The organism is Pseudomonas simiae, assembly GCF_000934565.1.
GTDB lineage: Bacteria > Pseudomonadota > Gammaproteobacteria > Pseudomonadales > Pseudomonadaceae > Aquipseudomonas > Aquipseudomonas simiae.
On record NZ_CP010896.1, the window covers coordinates 683,015 to 696,278 of the forward strand.

8 protein-coding genes are annotated in these 13,264 nt (G+C 61.8%); 5 read left to right on the forward strand and 3 right to left on the reverse strand.

What is annotated here, in order from left to right; all coding sequences use genetic code 11:
• Positions 1 to 46 precede the first annotated feature (46 nt).
• Positions 47 to 1,717, reverse strand: coding sequence for a response regulator (locus PF1751_RS02965; RefSeq protein WP_010213486.1), 1,671 nt, complete (start codon positions 1,715 to 1,717; stop codon positions 47 to 49).
• A gap of 298 nt (positions 1,718 to 2,015) precedes the next feature.
• Here PF1751_RS02965 and PF1751_RS02970 point away from each other — a divergent pair, with 298 nt between their 5' ends.
• The 4 genes from PF1751_RS02970 (at position 2,016) to speA (ending at position 6,232) form a co-directional block, all read left to right on the forward strand.
• Entirely contained in the window at positions 2,016 to 3,083 is a 1,068-nt protein-coding gene (locus tag PF1751_RS02970; protein WP_010213485.1) for a DUF2333 family protein, read from the forward strand.
• 2 nt (positions 3,084 to 3,085) lie between these two features.
• On the forward strand, positions 3,086 to 3,622 hold the full coding sequence (locus PF1751_RS02975) for an NUDIX hydrolase (RefSeq protein WP_010213483.1): 537 nt from the start codon (positions 3,086 to 3,088) through the stop codon (positions 3,620 to 3,622).
• Positions 3,623 to 3,804: 182 nt separating this feature from the next.
• Positions 3,805 to 4,176, forward strand: a complete 372-nt coding sequence (locus tag PF1751_RS02980) for a translation initiation factor Sui1 (RefSeq protein WP_044286577.1) — start codon at positions 3,805 to 3,807, stop codon at positions 4,174 to 4,176.
• A 142-nt stretch (positions 4,177 to 4,318) separates the two neighbouring features.
• Positions 4,319 to 6,232, forward strand: coding sequence for an arginine decarboxylase (speA, locus tag PF1751_RS02985; protein WP_010213480.1), 1,914 nt, complete (start codon positions 4,319 to 4,321; stop codon positions 6,230 to 6,232).
• 131 nt (positions 6,233 to 6,363) lie between these two features.
• Here speA and PF1751_RS02990 read toward each other — a convergent pair whose 3' ends face one another.
• Positions 6,364 to 7,707, reverse strand: a complete 1,344-nt coding sequence (locus PF1751_RS02990; RefSeq protein WP_010213479.1) for an MATE family efflux transporter — start codon at positions 7,705 to 7,707, stop codon at positions 6,364 to 6,366.
• A gap of 178 nt (positions 7,708 to 7,885) precedes the next feature.
• Here PF1751_RS02990 and PF1751_RS02995 point away from each other — a divergent pair, with 178 nt between their 5' ends.
• Positions 7,886 to 12,784 (forward strand): alpha-2-macroglobulin family protein, encoded by a 4,899-nt coding sequence (locus tag PF1751_RS02995; protein WP_021493209.1) that lies wholly within the window; start codon positions 7,886 to 7,888, stop codon positions 12,782 to 12,784.
• A gap of 99 nt (positions 12,785 to 12,883) precedes the next feature.
• On the opposite strand, the gene PF1751_RS03000 is transcribed toward PF1751_RS02995, so the two are convergent.
• Entirely contained in the window at positions 12,884 to 13,177 is a 294-nt protein-coding gene (locus tag PF1751_RS03000) for a hypothetical protein (RefSeq protein ID WP_010213476.1), read from the reverse strand.
• Positions 13,178 to 13,264: the final 87 nt, after the last annotated feature.

Sequence of the window (13,264 nt, forward strand, 5' to 3'; positions counted from 1 at the left end):
TTCAACCGACGACAAAAGATAAGTGCCTGAAGTTATTGCGTTTTCATTACAAGGTTATGACGGAATCGGTGGATTCTGGTGAAAAGATGGCACTTTGCTTTGATGTGCGCGCGGCCTGCACGCGGTTACGTCCGGCATCCTTGGCGCGGTACAGCGCCTCATCGGCCTGGGCCGCCATCATCAGGCTGTCGGAGCCGTCGCACAGCTCCACCAGCCCAGCGCTGAAGGTGCACCACAAATCCTGGGGTTGGGCGGGATAGTGGATTTCGGCAAAGCGCCCGCGGATTTCATCCAGCACTTGGCACGCCGATTCCAGATCGGTGTCGGGCATCACGATGGCGAATTCTTCGCCGCCGTAGCGCCCGATATAGTCAGTCTTGCGCAAGCGCTGCTTGAGAAACAGCGCCAGGCTCTTGATCACACGGTCACCCATGGGGTGGCCATGACTGTCATTGACCCGCTTGAAGTGGTCGATATCCAGCATGGCAAAGCTCAGCGGCTTGTTCTCGCGGCGTGCGCGGAAGCTGCAGTCTTCGAGCAATTGCAGGATGTGGGTGTGGTTGTAAAGGCCGGTGAGGCTGTCGCGCACCATCCGTGCCTTGAGGTGGCGCGCGCGTGCCGCACGGTTGCGCACGGTGGTGATCAGGTGACGCGGCTTGATTGGCTTGGTGAGGAAGTCGTCACCGCCTTCGCTCATGGCGTCCAGCTGTTTGTCCAGGTCGTCCTCGGCCGACAGGTAGATGATCGGCACGCTCACATAACGGTCGTTATGGCGGATGACCTTGGCCAGCTCGGTGCCGGTGCACGCGGGCATGTACATGTCGAGGATGATCAGGTCGGGCTGGAAATCCGCCAGTTCGGCCATGGCCTGAATCGGCTCGATCAGGGAGCGAGTGACGATGCCGGCACTGTTGAGCAGACGCTCTGTGTGCAGCGCCTGGGCCCGTGAGTCGTCGATGATCAGCACTTTGTACGGTTCGTACTGGGCGACGCAGGTCAGCACTTCGATCTTTTCCAGCAGGCTTGAGGCTTCCAGCGTGCCGGTAAGAAATTCCTGGCCACCGGCACGCACGGCGGCGAGGCGGGTGGGAGTATCGGTTTCGTGCAGGCTGAAAAACAGCAGCGGCAGCTTGTGCTCCAGGCCTTCCTGGGCTTCGGCGGCGAGTTTGAGGCCCAGGCCGGTGCCGCAGAAATCCACATCCATCACGATGGCCGAAGGCAAGCGCTCGGCCATCGATGCGCGGAACGCCGCCACGCTGTCCAGGGATTGGGCGCTCATGCCAAAGAATTCCAGCTGCTTGGCCAGGCGCTCGGCGCGGTCGTGATCGGCCAGCATCACGTAGATCGGCTTGCGCATTGGCGGCAGAAAGGTTTGTTCGAGCTGGTCGCCCTGGCGCAGGCCGGTGCGGGACAGGCGCTGCATCAAGCGATTGAGTTCGGTGATCAGGTGGCTGCTCAGGCGGCCACGGTTCTCGTCCACAGCCTTGAGGGAGTCGCCGATGTGTCGCGCCAACTGGCTGTGTTCCGGCTGTTCGAAGCGCTCGGCAAAGCGCAGCAGGCGCAAGTTGGCCTCGCTGAGTTCGGCGAGGTCTGCACTGGACCATTCGCTGCGTTGCAGGCGCTGCCAGATCTCAAGAATTTGACGTGCCTGATGAATTACCCGCTGGGCAAAATGCTGCTTGAGGCGCTCACGGCTGGGGTCTTCTGGCTCGGTCATATCCTGACTACTAGTTAGGGCGCATGCTGAGGTCGACTGATGGCTCTATGCTAGCACCTCTTTTCAATGGGATGAGTGTCATACGTCAATAAACTGCGTGCCCGTCGCATTCAATTGCTGACTGGGTGGTCGCGCAGCGTAAAACGCGTGCATCCTTTATAGTCGAACAGCCTCAGTGCGCCAGTTTGGCGAAAAGCCCCGCATGGGCGGGCACGATGGGGTAGGGTTGTGGTCGGAGTGTTTGAACGCACGCCATCAATTCAAGTGCATGAACTCAAGTGATTGAAAGGATATCGCCATGCTGGACTGGAAAAACCGTGCAGGCAGCGCCAAAGGCCCCGCGCCTGAGCCCAAGTCGACCAACCGCGGCTATTTTCGTACCGTGCTGATGAGCCGTGCCGTGCTCAGTGTGCTCGGCCTGTACTTGTTGGTCACCGGCGCCCTGGGCTGGTACTGGAGCGAAGAGCCGGCGCTGTTTCCGGTGCAGCAGAATGCGCAGCTTGCCGCCGAGAAGGAAGGCAAGCAGATGGTGGTGGGCTATACCACGGTCGAAACCCTCAAGACCGTAGTCGGCACCTTGCTGAACAAGCCCGGTGGCTACATTTCCAACGATCGCTTCCCGCCAGGTCTGTGGATGGACAACATGCCGAGCTGGGAATACGGCGTGCTGGTGCAGGTGCGTGACCTGACCCGCGCCTTGCGTAAAGACTTTGCCCGCTCTCAATCGCAGTCGGCCGAAGACGCGGATCTGGCCAAGGCCGAGCCACGTTTCAACTTCGACAACAAGAGCTGGGTGCTCCCGTCCAGTGAGTCGGAATACCAGGAAGGCATCAATTCCCTGAGTCGCTACGAAGCACGTCTGTCCGACCCTAACCAGCGAGGTGCGCTGTTTTATGCGCGTGCCGACAACCTGAACAACTGGCTGGGCGACGTCGCGACGCGCTTGGGTTCGTTGTCGCAACGCTTGTCGGCCAGCGTGGGCCGGGTGAAGCTGAACACGGCATTGAAAACCGAAGCCCTGGCGCCGGGTGAAGTGCCGCAGGTCGATGAGGAAGTGGTGGAAACCCCATGGATGCAGATCGACAACGTGTTTTACGAGGCCCGTGGCCAGGCTTGGGCCTTGTCGCACTTGTTGCGTGCCATCGAAGTCGACTTTGCCGACGTACTGGCCAAGAAGAATGCCACGGTCAGCGTGCGCCAGATCATTCGTGAGCTGGAAGCCTCGCAGGAGCCGGTTTGGAGCCCCATGATCCTTAATGGCAGTGGCTTCGGCGTACTGGCGAACCATTCGTTGGTGATGGCCAACTACATTTCCCGGGCAAACGCTGCAGTGATCGACTTGCGTCAGCTCCTCAACCAGGGTTGATGATGGACGCTACCCAAAAGGAGGCCGCGCACCGCGCGGCTTCCGATGCTGAATTGATCTGTTGGGTCGACGAGCAGGACAACCTGCTCGGTCACCTCGTCAGGTCCGACCTTCGCCAGCGTGGCCTGATTGGCCGTTGCACCTTCATATTCCTGTTCAACTCCAACGGTGAGCTGTGTGTGCATCGGCGCACCCTGAGCAAAGCCTTGTACCCGGGTTTCTGGGACACGGCGGCGGGCGGGATGGTGGCGGCGGGTGAGTCGTATGCCTTGTCGGCGGCTCGCGAGCTGGAAGAGGAGTTGGGTGTCAGCGGAGTGGAATTGGTCGAACATGACCACTTCTACTTCGAAGATGGCGACAGCCGGCTCTGGTGTAAATCCTACTCCGCCGTCTGGGACGGGCCGCTGCGTTTGCAGCCTGAAGAAGTCATGGAAGCGCGCTTTTTACCCCTTGAAACAGTCCTGCAGGAGGCTGCGCAAAAGCCTTACTGCCCGGATGCCCAGGAAGGGTTGCGCCGTTATCTGGCCTTGCGTCGCTAAAGTTGCATAAATTGGCGCCATTTGGCTCTTAGCAAGTCGGCTTTTTGTGGTTACACTGCGCGACTTTTCACCCGAACCACCTTGGCGGTTCGGTAGCGCTGCCCCTGCCTGAGTGGGGCTTCGCGGTCGGTACTCCCCTTTGCGGGTGCCGATCAGTCTTCATCCTCCCAAGAGGATTGCCGGTGGCCAAAAAAGCCGCATCCTTCGCCGCCCTTGGTGGCCTGGTATTTTCCACCGACGCAGGTCGACACTGCCCGGACTGTCGTCAGCCCGTGGATTCGTGTACCTGCAAACAGACCCTGATCCCTGAAGGCGACGGTATTGCCCGCGTGCGACGCGAGAGCAAGGGCCGTGGCGGCAAGACGGTGACCACCATCACCGGCGTGCCGTTGGCCGAAGAGGCCCTGAAGGAACTGGCCACGACGCTGAAAAGACGCTGTGGCACGGGTGGCGCGTTGAAAGACGGCGTCATTGAGATTCAGGGCGATCACGTCGAGTTGCTGTTGGCCGAGCTGATCAAGCTCGGGTACAAGGCCAAGAAGTCCGGCGGCTGAAAGCCTCTTCCGACCTGTGTCTAAACTCTGTCCTGCGCGTGGGGTCCTACCTTGCACGCAGGCAAATCGTCATTTTCATTCTTTAGACTGCGCCAGCCTCTGATAGGGGCGGTGCCTTCGACTTCATTTATAGGGGACTTCGATGTCCGTACGACGCACACGCAAAGACGATGGCAGCCAATGGACAGTTGCGGACAGCCGCAGTGTTTACGGGATTCGCCATTGGGGGGCCGGGTATTTCGCGATCAATGATGCCGGTCGCGTTGAAGTCCGTCCGAACGGCCCGAACAGCACGCCTGTCGACCTGTACGAGCAAGTCGACGAGCTGCGCAAGAGCGGCCTGTCGTTGCCGCTGCTGGTGCGCTTCCCCGACATCCTGCAAGACCGTGTACGCCAGCTGACCGGCGCTTTCGATTCGAACATCGAGCGCCTGGAATACCAGAGCAAGTACACCGCGCTGTACCCGATCAAGGTGAACCAGCAGGAAGCGGTGATCGAAAACATCATCGCCACCCAAAACGTGTCCATCGGCCTGGAAGCCGGCTCCAAGCCCGAGCTGCTGGCCGTGCTGGCCCTGGCGCCGAAGGGCGGCACCATCGTCTGCAACGGCTACAAGGACCGTGAGTTCATCCGCCTCGCGCTGATGGGCCAGAAACTCGGCCACAACGTGTTCATCGTGATCGAGAAAGAATCCGAAGTTGAACTGGTGATCGAAGAGGCTGCCAGCCTCAAGGTCAAGCCACAGGTCGGCCTGCGCGTGCGCTTGTCGTCCCTGGCGTCGAGCAAATGGGCGGACACCGGTGGCGAGAAGTCCAAGTTCGGTCTGTCGGCGGCGCAGCTGTTGTCCGTCGTCGAGCGCTTCCGCGCCGCCGGCCTGGACCAGGGCATTCGCCTGCTGCACTTCCATATGGGCTCGCAGATCGCCAACCTGGCCGACTACCAGCACGGTTTCAAGGAAGCCATCCGTTACTACGGCGAATTGCGCAACCTCGGCCTGCCGGTGGACCACATCGACGTCGGCGGTGGCTTGGGCGTGGACTACGACGGCACCCACTCGCGTAACGCCAGCTCGATCAACTACGACATGGACGACTACGCCGGCGTGGTCGTGGGCATGCTCAAGGAATTCTGCGACGCGCAGAGCCTGCCGCACCCGAACATCTTCTCCGAAAGTGGCCGTTCGCTGACCGCCCACCACGCCATGCTGGTGGTGCAGGTGACCGACGTCGAGAAGCACAACGACGACGTGCCGGTGATCGAGAACAAGGAAGCCCTGCCGGAAACCGTGCAGTGGCTGGTGGACCTGCTCGGCCCGACCGACATCGAGATGGTCACCGAAACCTACTGGCGCGCCACCCACTACATGAGCGACGTGGCCACCCAGTACGCCGACGGCAAGCTGACCCTGGCCGAGAAAGCCCTGGCCGAACAATGCTACTTCGCCGTGTGCCGCCGCCTGCATAACTCGCTGAAGGCCCGCCAGCGCTCGCACCGCCAGGTGCTGGACGAGCTCAACGACAAGCTGGCCGACAAGTACATCTGCAACTTCTCGGTGTTCCAGAGCCTGCCGGACACCTGGGCCATCGGCCAGGTCCTGCCGATCCTGCCGCTGCACCGTCTCGACGAAGAGCCGCTGCGCCGTGCCGTACTGCAAGACCTGACGTGTGACTCCGACGGCAAGATCAAGCAATACGTCGACGAGCAGTCCATCGAGACCAGCCTGCCGGTTCACGGCTTGAACGAAGGCGAGGACTACTTGCTGGGTATCTTCCTGGTCGGTGCTTACCAGGAAATCCTGGGTGATATGCACAACCTGTTCGGTGACACCGACTCGGTGAACATCTACCAGCGTGAAGACGGTTCGGTGTACAGCGCCGGTATCGAGACCCACGACACGATCGAAGACATGCTGCGTTATGTGCACTTGTCGCCGGAGGAGTTGATGACGCATTACCGTGATAAATGTGCGAGCGCGAAGATCAGTGCCAGTGAGCGTACCCAGTTCCTGGATGCGTTGCGTCTGGGGCTGACGCGCTCTTCGTACCTGTCGTCATAAGTGACGTGACCCGGCTCTAATGGGGAGCCGGGCTTGTCGAACCGCCGCGATGGCGGTGTGTCAGTGCTGGAATGTTGTCTGACCCACCGCCATCGCAGGCAAGCCAGCTCCCACGCCGGGATCTTATTCTTTCAGCTACTACCTAGCCATAGCCCCTGCCGATTTAGGCGCCAGGCAATCGCCCAAAGGGTGAGACTGCGCACCGTCATAAACACCAGGAAGGTTATCCACAGCCCGTGGTTGCCCAATCCTTGCAACGCCCAGGCAATGGGCAGCACCAAAACCACCGTCAACAGCATGCCATTGCGCATTTCCCGCGCGCGCGTCGCGCCGATAAACAAACCATCCAGCAAGTAACTCCACACCGCAATCAACGGCAATACCGCGAGGTAAGGCAGGTAGATATCGGCGGTTTCTCGCACGCTGGGAATGTCGGTCTGCATGGCAATAAACAGGTGGCCGGCGACGGTAAACAGCAGGGCAAAGCCGACGCTGGCGATCAGCGACCAACCGCCGGCCACCACCAGCGAGCGGCGCAGTGCTTGGCGGTCATGGGCGCCGATGGCGTGGCCGCACAGGGCTTCGACCGCGTGGGCCAGTCCATCCAGGGCATGGGCAGTCAGCAATAGGCCGTTGAGCAGCAGCGCGTTGGCGGCCACGGTGGCGTCGCCCAGGCGGGCGCCTTGCACCGTGATCATGAAAAACACCGATTGCAGTGCAAGGCTGCGGATGAAGATATCGCGGTTGACCGCCAGCAGTGGCCGCCAGCTTGCCCACCATTTCAGCGCAGCCCAGGCGATATGGCCGGGGTAGGCGCGCAGGGCTTTTTGCGTCATCGCCAGGCCGAGCAAAGCGCCGGTCCATTCCGCCACGACGGACGCACGCGCCGAACCGACCACCCCCCAATCCAGCCCGAGTACGAACCACAGGTTCAGGGCGATGTTGACCAGGTTGGTGGTGAGCAGGATCGCCAAAGGCGCGCGGGCGTTTTGCGTACCAAGGAACCAGCCGACCAGCGCATAGCTGGCCAGCGCGGCGGGCAGGCCGAACAGGCGGGTGTGGAAAAAATCTTGGGTCAGTTGATTGAGTTCGGGAGAGGGCTGCATCCATTCCAGGGCCAGATGGCTCAGCGGAATGCCGACAGTGCCCAATAGCATTGCCAGGCCCAGTGCGAGCAGCAGGCCTTGCAGCAGGATCTGCCGCAGCGCCGCCCCATCATTGCGTCCGGCAGCCTGGGCGGCGAAGCCGGTGGAGCCCATGCGCAGGAAACCCATGGCCCAGGCGAGAAAGGTATACAGGCTGGCGCCGACCGCGACGGCGCCCAACTGGTGCGCGTGGGGCAGATGGCCGATCACCATGCTGTCGACCAGGGCCACCAGCGGCACCGAGATGTTCGACAGGATCATCGGCGCGGCCAGGGCCCAGACGCGTCGGTGGGTGGGGCGGTGGCGCCAGTCGGTGAGTAGGGTGGGCATGCAGGCTCCTTGGGGGAGCGGCATTGTAACTGGCTGCCCTTGGCTGTGGGATTTGGCTTGATCCAGGATGACATCAGAACCAAACCACCCTCCGTCGGTCAATGTGACCAGCACCACATCGACCCCCCGCGGGCTGATATATAGTTCACCTCTCGGACCCCCTCACAACGAGTGCCCCATGCTTAACAAAGGACTGTTCCTTGCTTGCGCGCTGGCCCTGCTGAGCGCCTGCGATTCCTCCGATAAACCGGCGGCCCCGACCGCTCCCGCAGCGGCGACAGTGGCGCCCAAACCGGCCAAGGCCGCGGTGGATGTGGCGGCGCTGAAGCAACGTTACGCCGGACGTGAGTTGAGTGTGGTGGACGTGTCCGAAGTACAACTCGACGGTGCCAGCACGCTTTCCGTGAGTTTTTCCATTCCGTTGGACCCCGATCAGAAATTTGCTGACAAGCTTCACCTGGTGGACAGCAAGTCCGGCAAGGTCGATGGTGCCTGGGAGATCTCCGACAACCTGATGGAGTTGCGCCTGCGCCACCTCGAACCGCAGCGCAAACTGGTGCTGACCGTCGACGCTGGTGTGAAGGCCGTCAACGACAACAAGCTTGCCGCCGAGTACACCGCCCGCCTGGAAACCCGCGACCTGCAAGCCACTGTCGGCTTCGCCAGCCGTGGCACCTTGCTGCCAACCCGCCTGGCTGAAGGGCTGCCGGTGATCGCGCTGAACGTCGACAAGATCGACGTCGAATTCTTCCGCATCAAACCCGAATCCCTGCCCACATTCCTCGCGCAGTGGGGCCGCAACACCAGCCTGCAAAGTTATGAATCCCGCGAACTGCTGCCCCTGGCCGACCTGGTCTACGGCGGACGTTTCGACTTGAACCCGGCGCGCAACACCCGCGAGACCCTGCTGCTGCCGATCGCCGGCCTCAAGCCATTGCAGCAACCGGGCGTTTACCTCGCGGTGATGCGTGCCTCGGGCACCTACAACTATTCGCAGCCGGCCACGCTGTTTACCCTGAGTGATATCGGCCTGTCGGTGCACCGCTACGCCAACCGCCTGGATGTGTTTACCCAGGCGCTGGAAGGTGGCAAGGCGCTGGATGGCGTCGACCTTGAAGTGCTCGACGCCGAAGGTCGCGTGCTGGGCCAGGGCAAGACCGAGAAGGGCGGCCACGCCGAATTGCCATTGCCGAAAAAGGCCCAGGTGCTGCTGGCCAAGCAGGGGGAACAGACCAGTATGTTGCGCCTCGACAGCGCGGCACTGGACTTGGCCGAGTTCGACATTGGCGGCCAACCCTCCCACCCTTTGCAGTTCTTTGTGTTCGGTCCGCGTGACCTGTATCGCCCTGGCGAAACCGTGCTGCTCAACGCCTTGCTGCGCGACAAGGACGGCAACGCGGTCAAACCGCAGCCGGTGAGCGTCGAAGTGCGTCGCCCGGATGAGCAGGTCAGCCGTAAATTCGTCTGGGACGCCGACGCCTCCGGCCTCTATCAATATCAACTGCAACTGGCCGGCGAAGCACCGACCGGGCGTTGGCAGTTGGTGTTCGACCTGGGCGATGGCAAGCCACAGCTCTATGAGTTCCTCGTCGAAGACTTCCTGCCCGAGCGCCTGGCGCTGGAACTCAAGGGTAGCGACACCGCGTTGAGCCCGGCGGATGACGCGGTGATCCAGGTCAACGGGCGTTACCTGTATGGCGCGCCCGCCTCGGGCAATCGCGTCAGCGGCCAATTCTATGTGCGACCGTTGCGCGAAGCGGTCAAGTCGCTGCCGGGCTATCAGTTCGGCTCCGTGACCGAAGAAGAGCTGAGCCAGGATTTCGAACTGGAAGAAAGCGTGCTCGACGCCAAGGGCCAGGAAACGCTGACCCTGGAAAGCAAGTGGGCCGAGGCCAAGTCGCCGTTGCAACTGATCGTGCAAGCCAGCCTGCAGGAGTCCGGCGGGCGACCGATCACGCGGCGTCTGGTGCAGCCGATCTGGCCCGCCGAGCAGCTTCCGGGCCTGCGCGGGTTGTTTGACGGCAAGGAAACCAATGGCGATGGCCCGGCGGAATTCGAAGTACTGCTGGCCAACCAGGACGGGCAGAAACTCGCCGCGCAAAACCTCAAGGTGCGCCTGGTGCGCGAGCGCCGTGACTACTACTGGAACTACTCCGAGAACGATGGCTGGAGCTATCACTTCAACGAGAAATTCCTCAACCTCGACGAACAGACCCTGAACATCAAGGCCGGCGACACCGCCAAGGTCAGTTTCCAGGTGGAGTGGGGCCCGTACCGCGTCGAAGTGGAAGATCCGCAGACCGGGCTGGTCAGCAGCCTGCGCTTCTGGGCGGGTTACCAGGCTCAGGACAACACCGAAGGCGGCGCCGTGCGCCCTGATCAGGTCAAGCTCGCTCTGGATAAACCAGCCTACGGCGATGGCGATACGGCCAACGTGACCGTCACACCGCCGGCGGCCGGTAAGGGCTACCTGCTGGTGGAGTCTGCGGAAGGCCCGCTGTGGTGGCAGGAAATCGATGTGCCGGCCGAGGGCAAGAGCTTCGCTGTGAAACTCGATCCGAAATGGTCGCGGCATGATTTGTATGTCAGCGCCCTGGTGATTCGTCCAGGTGAGCGCAAGGCCAACATCACCCCCAAACGCGCCGTGGGCCTGCTGCACCTGCCGCTGGATCGCACCCAGCGCAAACTGGGCGTGACCCTCACTGCGCCGGAAAAAATGCGCCCCAAACAACCGCTGACGGTGAAGATCGCGGCTAAAAATGCCGACGGCAGCGTGCCGAAACAGGTGCACGTGCTGGTGGCGGCAGTGGACGTGGGCATCCTCAACATTACCGAATACCCGACGCCGGATCCGTATTCCAGCCTGTTCGGCCGCAAGGCCTACGGCGTGGACCAGTTCGACATCTACGGCCAGTTGATCGAAGCCGGCCAGGGCCGTCTGGCCAGCCTGGCATTTGGTGGTGACGCGGCGCTGGCCAAGGGCGGCAAGCGCCCGGACACCAGTGTGACCATCGTCGCCCTGCAAAGCGCGCCGGTAACCTTGAATGAGCAAGGCGAGGGTGAAGTCAGCGTCAACATCCCCGACTTCAACGGTGAACTGCGCCTGATGGCCCAGGCCTGGAGCGACGATCGCTACGGCATGGCCGAAGCCAAGACGGTGATTGCCGCACCGCTGATTGCCGAGCTGTCGGCGCCGCGCTTCATGGCGGGGGGCGACCAGACCACGTTGGCGTTGGACCTGTCCAACCTGTCAGGCAAACCGCAGAAACTCGATGTACAGCTGAGCGCCGATGGGCAGTTGGAGTTGGTCAACAGCGGCGTGCAAAGCGTCGAACTCAAACAAGGCCAGCGCACCACCCTGCGGATCCCGGTGAAAGCCTGGGGCGGGTTGGGACAGGGCAAGGTCAAGGTGACAGTGAATGGCCTGGATCTGCCGGGAGAGAACCTGCCGCCGTTCACGCGCGAATGGACCCTGGGTGTGCGTCCGGCCTATCCGGCGCTGCTCAAGCACTATCGTGCGGTGCTGAAGGATCAACCGTGGAGCTTGCCGGCGGGGACGCTGGATCAGTTCGACGCCTCGGGGCGACAGGCGCTGCTGAGCCTGTCGAGCCGGCCGCCGCTGAACCTCGGTGCGCAAATCAGTGCACTCAAGGCCTACCCTTACGGTTGCCTGGAGCAGACTGCGAGCGGTCTATATCCGTCGCTGTATGCCGACGATGCGTTGCTCAAGCGCCTGTCGATCAAGGGCGAGTCGGACAGTGAACGTAAACGCAAGATCGAGCTGGGTATCGAGCGCCTGCTGGGCATGCAGCGCTACAACGGCAGCTTCGGGTTGTGGGGCGCGGACGGTGAAGAAGAATACTGGCTGACGGCTTACGTCACCGACTTCCTGCTGCGCGCTCGCGACCAGGGTTTTGCGGTGCCGCCTGAAGCCTTGAAAAAGGCCAGTGAGCGCCTGCTGCGCTACGTCCAGGAACGTAACCTGATTGACGTCGACTACAGCGACAACGCCGACCACACCCGCTTTGCCGTGCAGGCCTACGCCGGTATGGTCTTGGCGCGTAGTCAGCAGGCGCCGTTGGGCGCATTGCGCAGCATTTTCGAACGTCGCAGCGATGCGCGCTCTGGCCTGCCGCTGGTGCAGTTGGCCATCGCGTTGCAGAAGATGGGCGACCAGCCGCGTGCGGACCAAGCCTTGCTCGCCGGCCTGGCGGCACAGCGCAATGCCAATGAATGGCTGGCCGATTACGGTAGCCCGTTGCGCGACCAGGCGATGATCCTGGCGTTGCTGGAAGAGAACGACTTGGCCAAGGGCAAGCGAGAGGAGCGTTTGTTTACGCTGTCGGATCAATTGGCGGCCAGCCCGTACCTGTCGACCCAGGAGCGCAATTCGCTGTTCCTGGCCGGGCGTCTCGGGTTTGCCAAGCCGGACTCGAACTGGCAGGTGTCATTGACGGGCAGTGGTGGTGCGCAGGAACTGAGCAATCAACAGCCGACGCTGGAGTTGGAAGGCAAGCTGCTGTCCAGTGATTTGACCTTGAGCAATCAGGGCGAGACGCCGGTGTATCAGCAACTGACCATTTCGGGTTACCCACAAGTACCGCCTGCACCGGGCGGCGACAACCTGAGCATTCGCCGCGAATACCTGGGCATGAACGGCCAGCCGTTGAACCTGCGCAGCCTCAACAGCGGCGATCTGGTGTTGGTGCATTTGGCGGTCAGTGCCAAGCAGCGGGTGCCGGACGCGTTGGTGGTGGACCTGTTGCCGGCCGGCCTGGAGCTGGAGAACCAGAACCTGGCCCAAAGCGCCGCCAGCCTGGAAAACGCCAGCAGTCAGGTGAAGGAGTGGCGTGAGTCGATGCAGAACGCATCGCTCAAGCATCAGGAGTTCCGCGATGACCGCTACGTAGCGGCGATCAACCTGGAAGGCTCCGGCACGACGCACTTGCTGTACCTGGCGCGTGCCGTGACGCCGGGCACCTACCGCGTGCCACCGCCGCAAGTGGAGTCGATGTACCGGCCGAACTGGCAGGCGGTGGGTGAGACGCCGGCGGACCTGGTGATCAAGGGGCGCTGATATTTCAATGTGAGATGGAGTCTAAATGTGGGAGCGGCGGTGCGACGATTCGACTTGCTCGCACCGCCGCTCCCACAGTAGTTTGGGGATACTCTGGGGTTAGTGGACGACCCAGCTCAGGAGCCACAGGCCGAGCAGTAGCCAGATGATGCCCATGATGATCGACGCCCGCATGAAGGCGCGCACTGCCGAGTACAGCAGCATCAGGCCGATGATCAGGGTGATGATGCTGATGATCGAGGTGTCCATGCCCAACGTGCGAGACAGGCCATCGATGAAGTTGCCACCCGCATTGGTCAGCGCACCGAACAGGCCGCTGAGCCCGTCGACGATAAAACGGATGATGGAACCGAGCGCCTGGCCCAACCATTCGAAAAAGCTTTCTACCTGCATATGTGTGTCCTGATGAGAAGGTGGGCGTGTCTGTGCCTTTGGTTGTTATTGCAACAGGCTAGTTCCCTATCAGCATAGAGGTTTGCC